The 18,639-nt window shown below is 41.0% G+C and carries 16 protein-coding genes; 7 read left to right on the top strand and 9 right to left on the bottom strand.

Features of this window, described 5'->3' with window-relative positions:
* The first annotated feature begins 309 nt into the window (after window positions 1-309).
* Together QM738_RS11585 and QM738_RS11580 are read left to right on the top strand one after the other, a co-directional pair.
* Complete coding sequence (locus tag QM738_RS11585; protein ID WP_462276879.1) at window positions 310-594, top strand: YtxH domain-containing protein; 285 nt, start codon at window positions 310-312, stop codon at window positions 592-594.
* Between the two features lie 36 nt (window positions 595-630).
* On the top strand, window positions 631-957 hold the full coding sequence (locus tag QM738_RS11580; protein ID WP_462276878.1) for a hypothetical protein: 327 nt from the start codon (window positions 631-633) through the stop codon (window positions 955-957).
* A 75-nt stretch (window positions 958-1,032) separates the two neighbouring features.
* Here QM738_RS11580 and QM738_RS11575 read toward each other — a convergent pair whose 3' ends face one another.
* From QM738_RS11575 to QM738_RS11550, 6 genes are all read right to left on the bottom strand, one after another.
* Window positions 1,033-3,159, bottom strand: a complete 2,127-nt coding sequence (locus tag QM738_RS11575) for a hypothetical protein (protein ID WP_462276877.1) — start codon at window positions 3,157-3,159, stop codon at window positions 1,033-1,035.
* A 15-nt stretch (window positions 3,160-3,174) separates the two neighbouring features.
* Window positions 3,175-5,457 (bottom strand): translocation and assembly module lipoprotein TamL, encoded by a 2,283-nt coding sequence (gene tamL, locus QM738_RS11570; protein ID WP_462276876.1) that lies wholly within the window; start codon window positions 5,455-5,457, stop codon window positions 3,175-3,177.
* A 6-nt stretch (window positions 5,458-5,463) separates the two neighbouring features.
* Window positions 5,464-10,692, bottom strand: a complete 5,229-nt coding sequence (locus tag QM738_RS11565) for a translocation/assembly module TamB domain-containing protein (protein WP_462276875.1) — start codon at window positions 10,690-10,692, stop codon at window positions 5,464-5,466.
* 154 nt (window positions 10,693-10,846) lie between these two features.
* The gene (locus QM738_RS11560) at window positions 10,847-11,929 is read right to left on the bottom strand and encodes a DNA topoisomerase IB (protein WP_462276874.1); all 1,083 of its coding nucleotides are present in this window, start codon (window positions 11,927-11,929) and stop codon (window positions 10,847-10,849) included.
* A 14-nt stretch (window positions 11,930-11,943) separates the two neighbouring features.
* Window positions 11,944-12,186, bottom strand: a complete 243-nt coding sequence (locus QM738_RS11555) for a DUF6496 domain-containing protein (RefSeq protein ID WP_462276873.1) — start codon at window positions 12,184-12,186, stop codon at window positions 11,944-11,946.
* Window positions 12,187-12,197: 11 nt separating this feature from the next.
* On the bottom strand, window positions 12,198-12,602 hold the full coding sequence (locus QM738_RS11550; RefSeq protein WP_462276872.1) for a hypothetical protein: 405 nt from the start codon (window positions 12,600-12,602) through the stop codon (window positions 12,198-12,200).
* 203 nt (window positions 12,603-12,805) lie between these two features.
* Here QM738_RS11550 and QM738_RS11545 point away from each other — a divergent pair, with 203 nt between their 5' ends.
* Window positions 12,806-13,021, top strand: a complete 216-nt coding sequence (locus tag QM738_RS11545) for a hypothetical protein (protein ID WP_462276871.1) — start codon at window positions 12,806-12,808, stop codon at window positions 13,019-13,021.
* A gap of 39 nt (window positions 13,022-13,060) precedes the next feature.
* Window positions 13,061-13,504 carry an SRPBCC domain-containing protein gene (locus QM738_RS11540; protein WP_462276870.1) on the top strand — a complete coding sequence of 148 codons (444 nt, stop codon included), beginning with the start codon at window positions 13,061-13,063 and terminating at the stop codon, window positions 13,502-13,504.
* Window positions 13,505-13,572: 68 nt separating this feature from the next.
* Here QM738_RS11540 and QM738_RS11535 read toward each other — a convergent pair whose 3' ends face one another.
* Complete coding sequence (locus QM738_RS11535) at window positions 13,573-13,899, bottom strand: hypothetical protein (RefSeq protein ID WP_462276869.1); 327 nt, start codon at window positions 13,897-13,899, stop codon at window positions 13,573-13,575.
* Between the two features lie 156 nt (window positions 13,900-14,055).
* Between QM738_RS11535 and QM738_RS11530 the strand changes: the two genes are divergently transcribed.
* On the top strand, window positions 14,056-14,619 hold the full coding sequence (locus tag QM738_RS11530; RefSeq protein ID WP_462276868.1) for a hypothetical protein: 564 nt from the start codon (window positions 14,056-14,058) through the stop codon (window positions 14,617-14,619).
* A gap of 4 nt (window positions 14,620-14,623) precedes the next feature.
* Here the strand turns inward: QM738_RS11530 and QM738_RS11525 are convergent, their stop codons facing one another.
* Window positions 14,624-16,042, bottom strand: a complete 1,419-nt coding sequence (locus tag QM738_RS11525; protein ID WP_462276867.1) for a sigma-54-dependent transcriptional regulator — start codon at window positions 16,040-16,042, stop codon at window positions 14,624-14,626.
* Window positions 16,043-16,415: 373 nt separating this feature from the next.
* On the opposite strand from QM738_RS11525, the gene QM738_RS11520 reads away from it, so the two are divergent.
* Together QM738_RS11520 and QM738_RS11515 are read left to right on the top strand one after the other, a co-directional pair.
* Complete coding sequence (locus tag QM738_RS11520; RefSeq protein WP_462276866.1) at window positions 16,416-16,802, top strand: response regulator; 387 nt, start codon at window positions 16,416-16,418, stop codon at window positions 16,800-16,802.
* A gap of 114 nt (window positions 16,803-16,916) precedes the next feature.
* On the top strand, window positions 16,917-17,066 hold the full coding sequence (locus QM738_RS11515) for a lmo0937 family membrane protein (protein WP_462276865.1): 150 nt from the start codon (window positions 16,917-16,919) through the stop codon (window positions 17,064-17,066).
* Between the two features lie 62 nt (window positions 17,067-17,128).
* Here the strand turns inward: QM738_RS11515 and QM738_RS11510 are convergent, their stop codons facing one another.
* On the bottom strand, window positions 17,129-18,553 hold the full coding sequence (locus QM738_RS11510) for a CHASE3 domain-containing protein (protein ID WP_462276864.1): 1,425 nt from the start codon (window positions 18,551-18,553) through the stop codon (window positions 17,129-17,131).
* Between the last annotated feature and the right edge of the window lie 86 nt (window positions 18,554-18,639).

Here is an 18,639-nt window from a genome sequence, read left to right as displayed (position 1 = left end):
TTTTCCTCAAAAAATGAAAGTTGCGCCACGCATTTTGGCCCTGCTGAAAGAAAAAATGGTCCGTATCAAGGGTTTCTGTTAGATAAAAGTTAAAAGCCAGTTACTTAATTGGCAGGTAATACCGGCTTTTACAACAATTGTCAGGGACTGACAAAATGTGGAAAAGGCTACACATCCATTTCGCACATTGTACAACTCATTATCCAATACCGCTTTACCCAACAGGCGAAAAAGGCGAAAAATAAAACTGGCAGCATTTTGGTATTATCTACCATGAAATCAATTTTTTCACTTTAAAAAATGTTTGTTATGACAACCGGAAAATTAGTTACAGGAATAATTGCAGGCGCAGCAGCCGGCGCCATACTGGGGATTTTGTTTGCACCTGATAAAGGGACAGAGACCAGGAAGAAGATCGCAAAAAAAGGCACTGACCTTACTGACGCCATCAAGAATGGTTTCAGCAGTATGGCAGATGCTATTTCCAGCAAGTATGAAAGTATAAAAGAAGATACTGCAGAGATACTGGAAAAAGGAAAAGAAAAAATGCAGTCTGCTAAAGAAGAAGGAAGAAGGCAGCAGCATGCACTTTAACTGCACTTACACAATAGTAAATCCATTATTGAAAATATGAACATCACAACAGCAGAAGAATTAAAACAAGCCATTACCGAATTAAAACAAAAACGTATTGAAGCGGAGATGGAACTGGTGTACGAGCTGGATGCTTATATGGGTGAACTAAAAAATACCCTGGTGGATATTTCTATAGGTGTAGGCAGTGGTGTATTGGCAAAAAAAATATTGCCGTTCAACAAAAACAATTTATTGGGTAAGGCAGCAGGTTTAGGTATACAGGGAGCGATCACCACAACAGTTATCAATAACGCTGATACAATAAAAGCGGTTGGTACTGCTATCTGGAAAAATCTTTTTAAAAGAAAGGAGAAAGTCTGATTTCCCCGTTTTAAATCTGCCTTAAAAAACCAGGAGAAGTAATAAAATATCATTACTTCTCCTTTTTTATACCCGTTATTTTTTTCCGGCAGCGGTTCTTTTCACGCCATCAAATACACTCTTCCATAAAAAATTGAAGAATGATTTGGTGATATCCCTTTCAAAATCGATCGTGCCTTTACGGGTATTGCCATTTTGCGGATTATTATTTTTAATAAGCAGGTTGGCAAAAAAACTTGGCAGGTCTTTTCCGATCAGTTCATCATTTTTATTTTTCTTCAGCACTTCTATTGCCAGATTGTTGTATAAAAACTGTGTTTCTCCTTTTGATGCATGATCAGTACCTGTAAAACTAAAGCGCAGGTTATTGATGATACCGCTTTTAATTGCGGTCATTGCGAGCGGTTCTGTTATTTGGTTAAGACTTTTGGCATCCATGGACCCTAGCTGTCCTATTACGGTAAAGCTGCTGTCTGTTTCATTCAATGGCAGGCGCCACTCTGTATTGATCCTGCTCAATCCCAAAAATGACGCTGCCACCACTACTTTGCAATCCCGTACAGCTTTTATTTTTTCAGGAATATTAGTAAGGTTATCAATGGTGGCATCGAGTTTATTAAAAAAAACGGTGCCTTTCAATTCTGATTGGCGTGCTCTTTCTTTATAAGCGATATACCCGTTGCTGATCCTGATACGATTGATGTACACCGGCGTTTTTAATTTTAAAAAAGCCTGGTGCGGATATTTGCCCACTTTACTGCGGGTATCATAAGGCAGCGTTCGGTCGTTGTAGATCTTCAATACAGGTTGTAACGATACATGCTCTATTTCCATCTTATTTTCCGCGATCAGTTTGCCGATATCCATGTGCTGCAGGCGTACATCATTGAATGTAAAATCGTAGCGGTCGCCTTGTACGGTACGGCGTTGCATAAATGCTTCTTCGGTAAGCTGTGGTGTAAGACTGATCTTTTTGATATCAATGGTGGAATTGGCATTGTTCACCGCAATATCGGCTGCGGAGAGCTTATACAATTTATCCGTAGTAAAAAATGAGAACCCAGAAGAGCGGAGTATCCATTCTCCATTACTCACCAGGTCGCTGAGTATATTGCCCTGCCCTACTTTTACAACTTTTGAAACAACAAATTCCACATCATTCAATACAAAGGGTTCGGATTGCGGTTCGAGTGTATTTACCACCACGAGTTTGGTTTTGCCCAGCTGTACCAAACCCACCTGCATCTCATCTATCAGCTCCGATGATAGCTGCATGCTTTTTATTTTATCCTTACCTGTTTTTTCTTTTTTATAAATGGTGATCAGGCCGCCATCGCAACTGATACTGCCGGCTCTCAATTGCTGTAATAATATGAATGCATCTGTGCTCAACTCTGTCAATGCAATATTCTTCAGATCGATGATGGGGTGCGAATCGTTGATTTTGTATTGCTGGATGCCTGCCACTTTTAATGTTTTACCAATGGCATCATAATCCAGTTTTTCAATGTTGATACGGGTATCATTGGCAGAAGGTGGCAGTTGTATATTTTCAACCGTGGCTCTTATATCCTTCACAAAATAACTGATGATGTTACTGTAATTACGGGTACTGTCCACTAAAAAATTATTGAGGTTGATATTGATATTCTCCAGGGTGGTGAGGAATTTACCGGCAATATTGGTTATGACCACGGTACCGGATGTTACCTGTATCGTATCCGCTTTGATGCTTTTAAAACGGCCGAGTATCTTCTGGTACAACTCCAGTGTATCCTGCGGACTATACAGGTTGGGTTTATCTTTTCCGGTATTGATGATGTGCACCACCGGTTTATCCAGTAATATTTTTTTTGCAGCTACATTCTGGTTCTCCAGTAATCCTGCCACATCAATGCCCGAGGCTTTTACTTCTTTAACTTTAATATTGAATAATGCATTGGGCAGGCTGTCGTTGCTTTTTAATAATTCTTTCTGCGCAGAATCTGATTGCAGTGATACGTTGTAAAAAGAAGCATTGCCATTGATCTCATCTATCCTTGAACTGTCGTAGTGAATATAATAAAGGCTGTCTGTTTTTTTCTTGATAGCGCTTTCAATCCCTTCCCGGATGATCCTTTTTTTATTCTGTTGCCAGTAGATATAACCGCCGATAAGCCCCAGTATCAATACCAGTAAAAAATATTTCAATGCCTTTTTCATCAGTTTCCTGTTTAGCTAGAAAGGAAAACCGATCGCAATATTTACGATCAGGTTATCTCTTCTCCATTGCCTGTCTCCGAAGTCGATTTTATTGAACACCCATCTTTGTCCTTCGGGATAATAAGGTTTACGGAATGGTATGCCAAGATCGAGCCGTATTACCAGTACATTGATATCAAAACGTAATCCAAGGCCGCCGTCCACTGCTATTTCCTTGTAAAAATTTTTAGTGAGTTGTCCTGCTTTGCCGAATATGGTGGTATCCTTTGTCCAAACATTTCCTGCATCGGCAAATAATGCCCCGCTTAATTTCCCCGCAATGGGAAAACGGTATTCCGTATTGGCCAGTAATTTAAAATCGCCACCAATGATCTGGAAGAAACGCTGATCATCTTTTGTTGGCTGGTAAGTGCCCGGCCCGATGGTACGTACAGGAAAACCACGCAATGAATTAGAGCCTCCGATCACATATTGCTTGGAGAAGGGCAGTATTGCCGAATTATTATAAGGTATGCCGATACCCACCTGTAAACGATTGGCCCATTCCGCCTTATTGCGATAGGTTCTTTTGTAACGCAGGTCTCCGTCTACTTTTACATACTGTGCAAAAGGTGTATTAAAGATGGTTTTCTCCCTTGTTCTTTTAGCCCCGGTTATCAATCCTGCAATATTGCCGGAGAGGTCGATACTGGTATTAAAATACAACTGCCTTTTTGCAAAAGAGCTCGCTGTATTAAAAGTGTAAGAATAGAAAGAACCGAGTATCGCTTCATTATATACAGTTAAAAGCAGTGAAGGATTTTGTTGTGCCTGTTTATAAAAACTATCCGTAACATTGATAGCGTTCAAATAAGTAATAGCAATGGGCGCCAGTGTATGTTCTTTATTATTGGCTTCCTTCCAGTTAAACTCGTATTGAAAACGGAAAATATTCTTGGTATAAAAACTCTCTTTTATAAAATATTCATAGCCCAGCAGCATTCTTGTACGGGGTGGGAATAAATTGCTTTCGTTGAACCGTACAAAAGGAATAACATAGCGGGGAAAGTTGATAGATGCCTCTGCACCCAAACGGAAATTATTATTCCGCTTGAGTGAATCGTTGGGAGAAAGTTCAAAACCTACATAGCCTTTTACCGTCAACAGTTCTGCACCACGAAAAGTATTGCGGTTCTTCCAGTTCAGGCTCAGCTGTGTGCCCAGGTATTTATTTTCCTTGGAAAAACCATCAATTTCCGCCTGTATCGATTTTTTCTTGGAGGGTGTGAGATAATAATACACATTGAGTTTATGGCCAGTATCCTTCACTTCATCAAACCGGTTCTTTACAAATTTAAAAACACCCAGGTTGATCATCCTGTTCAGTGTAGTGTTCTGTTGCCGGCTGCTGTAGATACTGCCCGGGCGATAAGTGATCGTACGCCGAAACAGTTCTGGCTTGAACCTTTTTACTGTATCCCTTATCAGCAATCCATCAATATTTACGGTAGCCCTCCTGCTGGTATCAGGCGGTGGTTCCAGTAAAGTATAATTGGGGAACACCATGATGCGATTGATGGTATAAGGGTATCGTGCATTTTGTGGCGTGGTTGATTTAATGTTCAGAAAAAGATTCACTTCGTGGTTACCAATGGTGCTATCGGCATAAGCCATGATGTAATCAGGGTTGAAATAATAATATCCCCTTGTTTTCAACCGCAGGTCCAGCCGGTCACGTTCAGCTTCTATATCACTCAACCGGTAAGGCTGGCCGGGTTTTAAAATACTTCGTCTCTGCCTTGCCGATAGTTCCTTTAATAATTGCGAACTATCGTTGACCCAGGTGATCTCCTTTATTTTATACTGGGGAAGGATACTGGCTTCATAGACCGCTTTCATAAAATAGCCCTTGCTCGTGGTATCCCCGCTTACAGTGGAATGGAAATAACCGATATTTTCCAGGAAGGCCTGCATATTTTCTGCAGTGGATTTAGCATGTACACTGCTGCTCAATACAGGCGGTTCGCCCAGTTTACTGCGCAACCAGGATTTAAACCCCTTGGGCTTTTTTGGTTCCCCGATCACGTACCACCACCATACTTTATAGGGTTGGCCTAATATATATTTATTTGCTTTGGGACGAACGGCCTGCTTCAGTTGTTTTTTTAAAGATTTTGAAGATGCAGTTACTTCTTTTTCCTTATTGACTTTTATGGTGGCGCCTTTGTACAACTTTTCACCCTGCGGCAAATACCGTTTTACCCCGCAGCCCGTAGCCAGCAACAGCAACAAATAATATACAAATACTCTTTTCTTCACGTACGGTCATTTATTTTTTTTGTGGAACAATTCTCCAAACTTGTCATAATCCAGTGTAAGGATGAAGGCCACCCCGGTTTCCACCACGTAACCATCCAGTATCACTTCAAACTGGTTTTTCTTATAGGCCCTTATCATATACTTGCCATCCTTGGTAAGTTTGTAATTCACTGTTACATCAGGAATAATGCTGTTGCTGCGCTGTTGCGTTTTTGCTGCAGCATCCTGTCCTTCAATCCCAAAGTTCTTTCCCACACTGATGCTCAACCTGTCGTCGAGAAAACTTTTTGTCACAGCAATATTCAGGTCGGTTCTCTGCTGTTCATCACCGGTGGTATAATCCTTATAGCTGTTCAGGTTCAGATCAATATCCACCCCTTTAAAAAGGTCCGAAGCTATCTGGTCGAGTGCAGAGGATAAGAATTTACTTACACTTTCCCTCGCCACATCATTAAAATTGCTGCCATTGCCTTTAAAGAAATCGGTGCTTTGCTCACCCACAAACCGGTTGAGCAACAGTAAAGAGAACACCTGTTTATTGGTAGCAGCAGCATCCCCTCTTAATTGCGTCAATTTATTTTCAATGGTGGTGCGTAATTCATTATTGATAGCAGTATTGCTGTTCTCATCCGGCAATTCAATATCAAAACTGATCTCCGGTTTTTTCATCGCTCCTTTCAGGTACAATAAAACACGGAAGGGGATTTTTTGATTGAAAGTGTTGGATACTTTTGGATCGGCTTCTCCCACTTCATTACCCAACAGGTCTTTTGCAGCCGTATTCACAATATATTCTGCGCTGATATTCACCTGCGCATCCATAGGTGTTCCACTGAAAGTAATAGTGCTACCCGGCAAAAGATTGAATTGTCTTTTCAGGAATTGATAATTCAATACATAGTAACCGCTGTTGAGTTCGTAATTACCCGCCAGTATGATATTGCCGCCGGGATCAACACCTGCATTCAGCTGTGCATCGCCCTGCACTTTCAGTTCATCACCGGTGGTTGGATCGATCACTATAGTGAGCGCTGCTTTTTTACTTACTTCTATATTAAGATTGTAATTGAGAAATTGTGCAAAACTGGAGCGTTGTTCTATCGCAGGAGCAAAAGTTACTTTTTCCGGCAATGCAAAAGTATCCCGGTCAATAAACCGCACTACAGAGCGTGCCGCATCTTTGTTGATATTGGATTCGGGTAGCACAATGGTCACATCACTTTTATCATCCAGCGATACATTACCCTCTATGCCGGGCGAAGAAGAATTGCCGGAAATATTCATCTCCGCATTCACCGCGGCAAAACCAAATACCTGGCTGTTCACCGCACGGGGTGTATTTACGAGGATGAAATCATTGGCATTGATGTGCAGTGCAAGATCGTAATCAGTGATAGAAGTTGTTTTTTTGATGCTGCCATCTATCACCATATCATGCCCGGTGGTATCTTTTATGGTGAATTTGTTCAGCACAACAGCAGGATAATCCAGTTCGATCTTTTGCTGATCGATGGTATAAGTAGTGCCGAGTTTTGATAGAGTGAACTTAGTAGTATCAAAACCCAGTTGCCCTTTCCAGCGGGGATCGGTGAATTTTCCATTGATCGCTATCTTACCATTCAGGCTGCCGGAAGAACGTACAAGATTGCCCTGCGAGAATGCCTGCACAGTGGCCATACTCAATCTGGTGATATTGATATCTGCATCAAACTGCTGCGCTTCATTATTGAGATAGTAATTTCCTTTAACCGCCATCATGTTGCCATTATCCGAAAGATCCACTGTAGCATTGATGGTATTATCATCCTGCTTGGCAGCAAATAATTTAATAGTGCCCACCGGTTGCTGCATCACAGCAACTTTACTCAATTCCATATTGCCGGTAAAGGCAGGTATCTTTTTATCAAATTCGCTCACAGAGAATTTACCATTCACCACACCTGCCGCGAACAATGTATCGTTATTGAACAAGGAAGTGATATCACGGATATCAAAACTATCAATGGTAACATCCACAGGACTGTTCAGCACATTATTCCTGCTGAGGATGGCAATTTTTTGTTCGCCGTTAGTGAGTATAAAATTTTCTGCCAGTACACCTCCTGCACCATACGTGATCTTGTTGTTGGGTGCAACATCCCATTTTTGATAATTGAGCAGCAGATCTTTTTTCATCGAAAAGGTATACACATCATCCCTTGATGTTGCCATGGTACCAAATGCAAAACGGTCTTTACCTTTTACATCTTTGGTGGCTACATCCACGCTGATGCTGTCGTTGGCCGCATAAGCCTGTACACTGGTTGCATACAGTGTATTGCTGCCCATCAGCAATTTTGCAAAATCCAGGTTAGCAGCAATGCTGCTGTTTTTCGATGACACAAGCAATTGTGCTTTGGTAACCGCATTATCCTTGTATTTTAATGAAGGTATATCTGCCGTCATATTCAAAGCACTGTCTCCTCCCTGCGATGCATAATTTCCTTTGAAGGTAATATCATCATAGAGTAGTCCCGGTACAAGCGCAGGTATCAGCGGGTGTTTTTTTATCACGCCTTCAAATGCTATTTGCTGTGGCTCGATCTGCTCAGCAGGTTTGCCTGTAATATTATAATGTGCATCGATATACTGTATCATGGATGCACCCACCTTATCATATTGAAATGCACCTTTTGCAGTAATATCAGCAAGCGGTGATCTGAATACAATATCATTGCTGCCATTGGAAGAATTGGCTTTTGTTATAATGCTGTCGAAAAAATAATGTTGTCCTTTCAGGTTCAATTGCATACTGTCTAATGCAACATAGGCATTCAGCTGATCGGGATTTGTGGCAGGTGCATCGATCAATATCTTTCCCGCAATATCCAATGTGTCGTTATACAGGTTCAGTTCCTTCAGCCGCAATGTATCGATATGTACCGTTCCTTTTACGGCAGCAGGATAATCGCCCTGCAGGTTGGCGGTAATATCGTATTGCAGCATAGCCGCGCTGTCGCTTACACTTCCTTTACTCTGTATCGTTCCGTTATTCAGCTGCGCCGATATCACGGCATTTTTGTAATCGTGTTTTTTAAACCCTGCGCTGGCTATTGTTGCATCAATATCCGTATGCATCGTTTTATAATCAAAGCCGGTACCTTTTATGTTCGATGATAAACTCACCCTACCGATCATTGTATCCTGTTTCAATAATTTACCCAGCTCAAAATGATCACTCTTTATCACCAGGTCGTACTGCGCACGCTGCTTATCTTTAAAATTGTTCACCGTACCTTTTACAGCAGCTATGCCATAACTGCCGTTTAATTTCAGATCAGTCCGCACATTATTCATATCTCCTTTTGCAGTACCTGTAAGCAATACCAGTTCGGGCAGGCTGATGGATTGCGGTACCGCATCTTTGGGTAATACCGAAAGCAGGAATTGTTTTTCCACCCTGCTTTCTCCAATGGTAACGTCATATTTTAAAGCGGCAGGCCGGTCAATGTTCTGCAGGTTGCCTTTGCCTTTTACTATAAAATTATTGCTGCTGATATCGATCAAAGCATTGGTATTTTTTAAATTCCCTTTCAGTTGTGTGGAAAGGTTCAGGTAAGGCGGCAATTTAGCTTTCGCATCTTCATTGCCCGCGGGCAAAAATTTAAGCATGTCTGCCTTTGGTATGCTGCTGTTAAAGATCACGATATCATAGCCCAGGTTATTGGTATCTGTAATATTGTACAGGGTTGCTTTTGCATTTATCACCGTTCCGGAAAGCCCGTTCAGTTGCAGCAGGGGGATATTCAGTTGCTGCAGGTTGCCGGTTATTTCCGTATTCAGTTTTACTACATTATCCCTGAATTTTTCAGGAGCCAATTGTTTTTTCACCGAAGGCATTAAACGATACAGGTCATTCACTGCAATAACGCTGTTATTCAGTTTTACAACTACGGAACTGTTTTGTGGTGCAGTTGTTATTTGTTTGATATCATCATACTTTAACTGTACCGTATTTTGCACCACACTTTCCGGTGTTTTCACATACAATTCTGTAGCGCTGATACCCGTTTTGCTGTACAGCAGTTTTGCATGCGTGGTATCAACGGTAAAACTGCTTTTATCTTTAAATGATAACTGATCAATTGCTGCCACCATACTATCGCTTGAGTAGTATATTTTTTTTGCATTCACCCGGATATTATCCATATCCAGGTGCGAAAAATCCAGGCCTTCTGTTGGTGCAACAGCATTATCATCTGATTGAAAACGATCGTTCTTTAATTGCAGTTCATTCACCGCAAACTTCCAGGGTGATGATGCAGTACTTTCACCGGCAATTTTTGTTACTGTATCTTTTTGCGGGGCAATAAAGCGGATGAAAGAACTATCGAGTGTTACGCTGTTGGCGGTGCCATTTGCTGTAGCCATATCAAATACAGCTTTGTCCAGCGAAAGATGTTTTACCGTATTGGTATAATATAATCCATTGGTCTTATCATCCAGTAACACATAGGTATTCCGCAGATCAAGCTGTGCGGCGTATATTAAAAGCGGATTTTTTTGTGTATCCGCTGCATTGCTTACACTGCTTTTACTTACAGTGTTTTTAGTGGTTATCATTGTAAAGGCAACACTGTCGCTGCTGAATTTATCTACATCAAACCACAATTTATCCGGTTGAAATTTATTGAGCGATACATCCAGCTTTGTAACATTTGCCGAAAAATCATTACCGCTGTATTTGTCATTGAAGTTGACCCTTACTTTATTCAGCAGCACCCTTTTAAGCGTAATATTCAAAGCGCTGGTATCTTTTACAGCGCCGGGTTTTGCAGGACTTGAAAAAGCATCTACAATAAACTGGAAATTGAAAGCACTATCTTTTTCATTGCGATAGATATTGGCATACATATTCTCCAGCTCCACTTTGCGTATATAGGTAACGCCGCGTATGAGTTTGAGCATATCCAGGTTTACCGCCAGTTTGCCGCCATAGAACAAAGTGTCTTTGTGCTGATCTTCGATATACACATCTTTCAGTTCCACCCATCTGGGCAGGCTGTAATCCACCGAGCCTATCACCACTTTGGTTTGTAATTTATGCTGCAGGTAAGCCGTTACTTTGTCTCTTACCAACCGCTTTCCATAAGGTGTATTAATGAAGATATAGGCAGCAATAACCAGTACCAACACGGTGGCCGTGAGGTATAAGAGGATCTTTCCGGTCTTTTTCAAAACTTTTTTGGTGGTCATGCCTGGTTTACATTTATACCGTAAACATTATGCTGCAAGCTATTATAAGGAAAACTATGCCCTTTTTTTACCAGCCTATTATTCGCTGTTTTTCCTTGTTTTCCTTGTAAACCAGCCACCAGTTGGGGAAAATGTTCCCCAACAGTTTTACTCCTTAACTGGCTTCAAGCAGGTGCACCAGTTTTTGTTCTTCAGGCGTCAGTGTTGTTTTTTCGTGTGGAACGGTCGCCGTATCATCCAGGTATTTTGCGGCGCTTTTATTTTCATAGATAGAAAGTACTGCCGGGTGCACATAATATTTTTTACAAACGTTCCGGGAATTGCCTAGGTGTTGCGCCACGGTATCCAGCATTTCGAGTGTTTTCTTTTTCTCCTCTTTTTTATTGCCCGGAAGGCCGAGTTCTTTAAAAGCTAAAAAAGCATCCAGCGTTCCCGCCCATGTACGGAAATCTTTGGCGCTGAAATCACCGCCACTGATCTTCTTGATATAGTCATTCACCATCCCGGAATCAACAGGCTTTCTTTCACCCGTTTCATTATAATATTGAAAAAGTTCTTTCCCCGGAATATCCATGCATTGTTTTACCAGCCTGGCAAGCCGCTTACTTTTTAAAGTGATATTATGTTCAATACCTTTCTTTCCTTTAAAGATGAATTGCAGCCGGGTGCCATTCACAGCCACATGACGGTTCTTTAAAGTGGTCAGCCCGAAGGAGCCGTATAGTTTTTCGTAAAAATTATTGCCTACCCTTATATGGGTCCTTTCCATCAGGCTGGTAATAAGCGCCAATACCTTCTCCACCGGCAGGCCCTGCAGCGCAAGATCTTTCTCCAGCTGCTGCCTGATGGCGGGCAATACCTTCGCAAATTCCAGCAAGCGGTAAAATTTGGTGTGATTGCGCAGTGAATTCCACAAAGGATGGTATTTATATTGTTTTCTTTTTCGTACATCCATCCCTGTTATCTGTAGATGGCCATTTTCCAGCAGGCAGATCCACACATTTTCCCAGGCAGGCGGTATCACCAGGCTCTTTATTCTTTGCAGGGTGGCTTTGTCTGTAACAGTTTTATTATGCAATGTATAGCTGAAGCCTTTACCTTTCCGTATACGTTTAATACCGGGTTGGGTATCGTGCACATATACCAGGTGAACAGCCGCAGCCGTTTTTTCAGGATCCTTGCTGATCGCCTTTATCTTTCGCCGGGGTATATTGATTACCGTTGCTGCTGTTTCCATTGTCTGTTGATAATTTACCTGCTCTTTTTGGCTGCCTTTTTCTTTGTTACTGTCTTCTTCACCGCACTTTTCTTAACCACCGTTTTTTTCTTCGGTACTTTTGCCCCTGCTGCCCTGGCTTCGGAAAGGCCGATAGCAATGGCCTGTTTGCGGCTGGTTACTTTTTTACCGCTGCGCCCGCTTCTGAGTTTACCCTCTTTCATTTCATGCATCACTTTTTCTACTTTCTCTGCTGCCTTTTTTGAATATTTTGCCATAAAGTATTGCTTTACTGATGAGTGATATTTTTAAGTTCTTCTTCTTTTGCACTGATATCTATCTTTTCTTTTTTGATCCCGAACCTTAACAATGAAAACAATGCCATGTACACATTGGCGATCCACACAATGGAAAAACCGGCAATTATATAACCCCTCCAGTCTGCAAACAATAATTTAAATCCTGTTAAGCATAAAACACCAACGGTTACATAGTGGCTGAAGCAATACTCGCAGGTAAACAGGTAAAAAAATTTGCGCCTTGCGATCGTCTTTCCTTCTTTGCTTTGCCTGATACAAAATTCTCTTGGTTCCCGGAACACTTCTTCGTGCGTTACCGTCCAGGCAATGCAGGCTACAGGTATTGCCAGGGTAAACAGCCATTCCACTTGCGTTATCCAGCTTGTTATTTCCATTACGAGGAATGTTGAAATTTTATGCCAGAAAAAAAGCGGCGTTCCCCTTAAGTCATAGTCACATAATGCGGTATGCTGTACCCATCCACGCCCCATCCTGTAGAAATGATTTCCTTCCGTTATTTATTAATACACCGTTTGGTATGGCTTGAATATTGTTTTATTCTAATAGTAATTGAACGGAAAATCTAAAATCAATCATTATGTCAACCAAAAGAGCGATACGCTACCTCATAAAAAAGAAAGGCAAGACCACGCCTATGCAAAAAAAAGAAGAAGTGGCACAGCATCCTGATAATAAGATCGACCAGGATTTTCCCGGTTTCCCGCACGGGCAATCCAGCGAAAAGATCATTCATCCTGTTACCCGTACAGAAAAAAAGACCGCAGGGGTTTACCCGGAACAGCAAAAGCATTAAAGCAGGTAACTGCATTTTACTCACTTAAAAAAATTATTTATGAAATCAAATATCACAGGCAGAACAACAACCGTTATCGATGCTCCAAGGGAAGAAGTATGGGAAGCATTGACCAACCCGGATATCATTAAACAATATTTTTTTGGCACCCATGCAATATCAGACTGGAAGAAAGGCAGTTCCCTTATTTTTAAAGGAGAATGGGAAGGAAAGACCTATGAAGATAAAGGTACCATCCTGGAAATTGACCCGGGCAGGTTATTGAAATATAATTACTGGGGTTCTATGTCGGGTATAGAAGATAAACCGGAAAATTATGCTGATATTACTTATTGGCTTACGGAAACGATCCATGGTACAAAGCTTACCATTACACAGGAAAATATTCCTGATGAAAAAATGAAAGCACATTCTGAACAGAACTGGAATAAGGTGCTCAATAACCTGAAGAACCTGCTGGAAAAGAAAGCAGCAACAGTATAAAATAAAAATATCTTCATGAACTGAAAATAAAAAGAAGCGCATGCGCTTCTTTTTATTTTTAAATTTCTTTACGGAAAAATTTCCTGCTCTTCTCTTTCCAGTACGGGTATCCTTCTTACAAAATCATCGTACCATTCTTCTTCATGGTTGCTATACGCACCATAAGCATCAATGCTGTATCCCATCAGCCCGTCGTTGGCTTCTATAAGATAAAGAACGGTATTATCCGATGGATCAGAATCACCTTCAAAACGATATGTTTTAACTATCTGCAATTCTTCAGGCTTATATATTTTACCTGCAGGACTTGCAAAACCATCCCCGGTGATCTGAAATTCATTGTCTTGTTTCCTAAGGCGTAATTTTTCCAGAACGCCGCTCAATGTTGTCATCATAGTTTAAATTTTTAAGGTAAAAAAATGTCCTCTCAATTACTGAGTTTCTAAATACATGCCAAAAAGAAAATGTGAATGTTAATTATATATTATCAACTGGCATGGTTTTGTAACTATTATCAGTGTATGATTTTATTAACCTAAAAATTAAACATCATGTCAATTAATCTTTTAGAAAAAATACAACAGAACTTAGGTTATCCGCCTTTACATAAGGTAGATCCTAATATGCACCATGATATTCCTGATAAAGCAGCACAATGCACATTAACAGGTGTGTTAACAGGGTTTTACAGGTATGTACAAACTGATGAAGGTGCAGAGCAGGTTTTACGTGGATATAATTCTACAAACTGGGCAGATGAGATATTTGAAGACCACAGTAATGAAGTGGTGAATACTATTGCAGATTGCTCGGGTAATTCGCCGCACGATACAAAAGAAAACATCAACGCGGTAGCAAGAGAAGTTGTGCGTGCAACCAAAGAAGTGTTGCCGGCAAACGCAACTATCAAAGATGTGAAATCATTTTTCACCAGTCAAAGGAATACTATCCTTACTTACCTGCCGCCATCATTGCACATGGGCGATTGGCTGCATGATACAGCACTGGATGATATGACGAATAAGATGGAGGGGCCTATATCCAACCTTATAAAAAACATCGGTTCAGCGTTTTCAAAACCTGTAACCGATGAAGAAGTTAAACAGCATCATTAAGTGCTTATGATTGCGAGTCTTCGTAACTCTTGATCTTATTGTAAAGGGTTTTGCGGTCGATGTTCAATACTTCGGCCGCTTTTGTTTTATTGAAATTCACTTCACGCAATACATGCATGATGGTCTCATATTCCGCCCTGGATGAAGCATCTTTTAGATCAGGAAAATTATTGGTGCGGCCCGCAGGCTCATGTGCTGTATTATTTTCGCCCGTCGCGGTATTGCTTATTTCCTGTGGCAATGCTGCAGCAGAAATATTTTTACCGGTGGTGAGCAATGCACAGCGACGGATCACGTTCCTGAACTCACGCAGGTTGCCCGGCCAGTTGTATTTTACAAACACATCCATTACATCCTCATCAAAGCCTTCAATATTATCCCTGTTCAGCTCGGCCTTTGTTTTATTTAAAAAGAAATCGGCAAACAATGGTATATCATGCTTCCTGTTGCGCAGCGGCGGCAGGTTGATCGAGAATTCATTGAAGCGGTAGTACAGATCTTCCCTGAATTTTCCTTTGCGGTATGCATCCTGTAAATTTTCATTCGATGCCACGATCACCCTTACATCCACATCTATTTCTTTATTGCCTCCTACCCTTTTGAATTTCCTTTCCTGTATCACCCTTAATAAAGAAGCCTGTATCTCTGCAGATAAATTCGCTACTTCATCTAAAAACAAAGTACCGCCATTGGCCAGTTCAAAATGTCCCTCCTTATCGGCCAGTGCGCCGGTAAACGATCCCTTCATGTGCCCGAATAATTCACTACCTGCCAGTTCTTTCGATAAGGTACCACAATCCATTGCAATAAAAGGTTTGCCTTTCCTGTTGCTTCTTTCATGAATGGTTTTAGCGATCACTTCTTTACCGGTACCGCTCTCTCCATATAATATAATGCTGAAGTTGGTGGGTGCCACCAGGTCTATCTGCCGGTACAATTGCTTAGAGGCAGGATCCTGTCCTTCTAAAAATTCTGAGGTCATGTCCGACCCGCCGCGGGAACTTTTAGTTTCTTTGGCAGGCGCCGCAGGTGCAGCCGCCACCGAGGGAGCAACACCATTGTTTTCCAATGCTTTGCTTAATACCGAAAGCACTTCATCGGGTATCAGTGGTTTGGTTATATAATCATAAGCCCCTGCTTTTATTACATCCACTGCAGTTTTAATATCGCTGTAGCCGGTAATGATCAATACAATAGCGTCGGGCTTATGCTGCTTGATCTCGATCAAAATATCCTTTCCATCCCTCTTATCGCCCAGCCTGTAATCGCACAACACGATATCAAAAGAGTCGTTCATGAATTTTTCAATGCCTTTACTGGCAGAATGTGCCGTATCAACCTGGTAACCATTCTTACTAAGGAACCTGCTTAATAATGCACACATGTCTGTATCATCGTCAATTATCAGGATTCTTTTTTTCATGCAATGTTCGTTTTATAATAAAGATACTAATAGTCGTTTATAAAGATTTTAAAAAACAGGTTTACAAATTCGGGCTGTCCTGCATTGTAAACCTATTATTCCAAAACCGAAACTGAAACTTATAATTTTAAATAACTTATAGCTTGTGCTGTAACAAATTATATGAAAAAAACCTGCCAGTTTGCAAAAAAGGCGTGCAATGGGCTTAAAAAGCCCAAAATGCCGTAAAATGGGGATAAAATTCCCCGGGTTGGGGAAAGTGGCGGTAAAAAATCATTGTTGCGACATCAGAATAATGCTGTTGGAAATGATTGAATAAATGGCAGATAAATTGCAGCATAAAAAATAATTAAACTAAAATTATTGTAGGTTTGTGAGCACCACCCCAAATCAATACCACGACACATTGAAGGCACTAATAATAGACGACGAGATAGATATTTGCTATTTACTGAGCAGTATCCTCCGTATTAAAAACATACCTTCCCGGTATGTTAATTCTATTAGTGATGCAGTGGAAGTTTTAAAAGGAGAACAGCCGGAAATTATTTTCCTGGATAATCACCTGCCTGATGGTATGGGTGTGGATTTTATCAGCCGCCTTAAAGAAAGCCATCCTGGTTCCAAAGTGATCATGATCACTGCATACGATACGCCTGCCGATCGCAAAAAAGCCTTATCTGTAGGCGCAGATGTGTTTATTGCAAAACCTTTTTCAAGAGATACCATCTACCAGACCGTAGATGAACTGGTTGTTTGACACAGCACTTTTTCAGCATCACAAAAATTTATTTTTAATTAAAGGCGGCCATCATAAAAATCTGGCAGCATTTTTAGTTATTAGTTAGTATTCACTAACAATTAAAAATTTATTATGGGAGGGTTATTATATCTTATCGCCGTTATTTTGGTTATTGCCTGGGCAATTGGTTTTTTAGGATACCATGCCGGTGGTGTCATACATATCTTATTGGTAATTGCTATTATAGCGGTATTGCTGAAGATCATCAGGAGGGCTGAATAAAATTATTCAGTTGTAAACCATCTATATTGCACCGGTGATGCCGGTGCAATAATTTTATATGCTTATACTGCGGCAGTAAGATCGAAGCGAATGATGAAAGTAGTGCCTACACCGGGTTTGCTTTTTACAGTAATAGTGCCGCGGTGATTCAGGATAATGTTTTGCGTATTGGTAAGCCCCAATCCATTACCATTTGTCTTGGTGGTAAAATAAGGTTCAAACAAATTATTCAATTGTTCCTCCGTCATACCCGAACCATTGTCGGTCACTTCCACCACGCAGCAGTTGCCTTCTTCTCTTGTGCTGATCTTTAATATACCTTTATCGGGTTCCATTGCTTCAATGGCGTTCACGATAAGATTTAAAAAAGCGATCTTTATTTTTTCGGGGTCCACAGTAACCTTACGTAAGCCATTGCTGTAATTTTTTTCAACGCCGATATGTTTTAGTTCAATACGATCTTTTGCCAGCAATAATGATTGATCCAACACTTCGTTGATGGAAACTTCCACATACACCAGTTCCGCAAAGCGGGTGGCATTCAGCAGTTCGCTGATAAGCTGGTTGATGCGTTTGCTGTTTCGGTCCACCATACTAAAAAGCATCAGGTCGCTGTCATCCAGGCCGGGCATTTCCGTTTTTATCTGCGATACTGCCAGGTCTATATTCGTAAGCGGGTTGCGCACCTCGTGTGCAATGGTACGGGCAATACGGCCGGTGGCAGCAAATTTTTCACTGCGCTTCATCAACACCAGTTCCTGGTTGGCCTTATCCAGTTCCACAATACGTTGCTGTAGTTCTTCCTGGTAATCGTTCACTCTTTTATCCGATTCTATCCTTGCTTTCAATTCCCTGCGGTAAGTATAAAAACCCACCACGGCAAATATCAAGGCCAGTATCAGCGATGTTACAATAATAATGTTAAGCGCCCGGTATCTTATATCAAGGCCCTTGGTACGGGAGTCGAGTATATTCCTTTCCAGCTGCTGCATTTCTCTTACAGCAGTTCTTATACGGTCCATCTTGGAGCGGCCCAGGTAAAAAGACTGCATCAGTGTATCATTGATAACATAGTGTGTTTGGGGATAATAATCAATAGCGAACTGCAGTTTATCATAGCGTTCGCGGATGAGTGATTTAAGCGTGAGCAGGTGATCCTGCTGTGTAGTGTTATCCTTTGTATCCTGCTGTAATACATTGAATACCGAATCCACCAATGGCCGGCTGTTCTTATAAGGCTCTAAAAAAATGGTATCGTTGGTGTTGATATAACCCCTCAATCCTGTTTCCGCATCCTTTATTCCCGAGATAAGCATTTCCAGTTCATTGATAGTTTTATTGGTATGGCTTACCCAGTTGGTTTGTATGATCAATTGCTTATTGGCATATAAGGTAAGAATATAGGATATGATCAATAGAATAAAAGCAGTGGAATAGCCCACTTTAAGCCGGAAGTCAAATGCCAGTTGCTTCAACGTTTTTATCATCTCAAGATTATTAGTTTGTAGAAAATCCTACCCGGTTCACTAAAGGTCAGCGGAATATTTACTCCTTTATAAGAAAAATTCAAGCC

This window comes from Ferruginibacter sp., assembly GCF_049840995.1.
GTDB lineage: Bacteria > Bacteroidota > Bacteroidia > Chitinophagales > Chitinophagaceae > Ferruginibacter.
Note: the sequence above shows the minus strand (reverse complement) of the source record. Positions and strands in the feature narration are given on the sequence as shown.

Bases quoted from the DNA above. Each gene is read 5' to 3' on its own strand.
- QM738_RS11585 (WP_462276879.1), top strand. From the start codon at position 310: ATGACAACCGGAAAATTAGTTACAGGAATAATTGCAGGCGCAGCAGCC.
- QM738_RS11580 (WP_462276878.1), top strand. From the start codon at position 631: ATGAACATCACAACAGCAGAAGAATTAAAACAAGCCATTACCGAATTA.
- QM738_RS11575 (WP_462276877.1), bottom strand. From the start codon at position 3,159: ATGAAAAAGGCATTGAAATATTTTTTACTGGTATTGATACTGGGGCTT.
- QM738_RS11565 (WP_462276875.1), bottom strand. From the start codon at position 10,692: ATGACCACCAAAAAAGTTTTGAAAAAGACCGGAAAGATCCTCTTATAC.
- QM738_RS11560 (WP_462276874.1), bottom strand. From the start codon at position 11,929: ATGGAAACAGCAGCAACGGTAATCAATATACCCCGGCGAAAGATAAAG.
- QM738_RS11555 (WP_462276873.1), bottom strand. From the start codon at position 12,186: ATGGCAAAATATTCAAAAAAGGCAGCAGAGAAAGTAGAAAAAGTGATG.
- QM738_RS11550 (WP_462276872.1), bottom strand. From the start codon at position 12,602: ATGGAAATAACAAGCTGGATAACGCAAGTGGAATGGCTGTTTACCCTG.
- QM738_RS11545 (WP_462276871.1), top strand. From the start codon at position 12,806: ATGTCAACCAAAAGAGCGATACGCTACCTCATAAAAAAGAAAGGCAAG.
- QM738_RS11540 (WP_462276870.1), top strand. From the start codon at position 13,061: ATGAAATCAAATATCACAGGCAGAACAACAACCGTTATCGATGCTCCA.
- QM738_RS11535 (WP_462276869.1), bottom strand. From the start codon at position 13,899: ATGATGACAACATTGAGCGGCGTTCTGGAAAAATTACGCCTTAGGAAA.
- QM738_RS11530 (WP_462276868.1), top strand. From the start codon at position 14,056: ATGTCAATTAATCTTTTAGAAAAAATACAACAGAACTTAGGTTATCCG.
- QM738_RS11525 (WP_462276867.1), bottom strand. From the start codon at position 16,042: ATGAAAAAAAGAATCCTGATAATTGACGATGATACAGACATGTGTGCA.
- QM738_RS11515 (WP_462276865.1), top strand. From the start codon at position 16,917: ATGGGAGGGTTATTATATCTTATCGCCGTTATTTTGGTTATTGCCTGG.
- QM738_RS11510 (WP_462276864.1), bottom strand. From the start codon at position 18,553: ATGATAAAAACGTTGAAGCAACTGGCATTTGACTTCCGGCTTAAAGTG.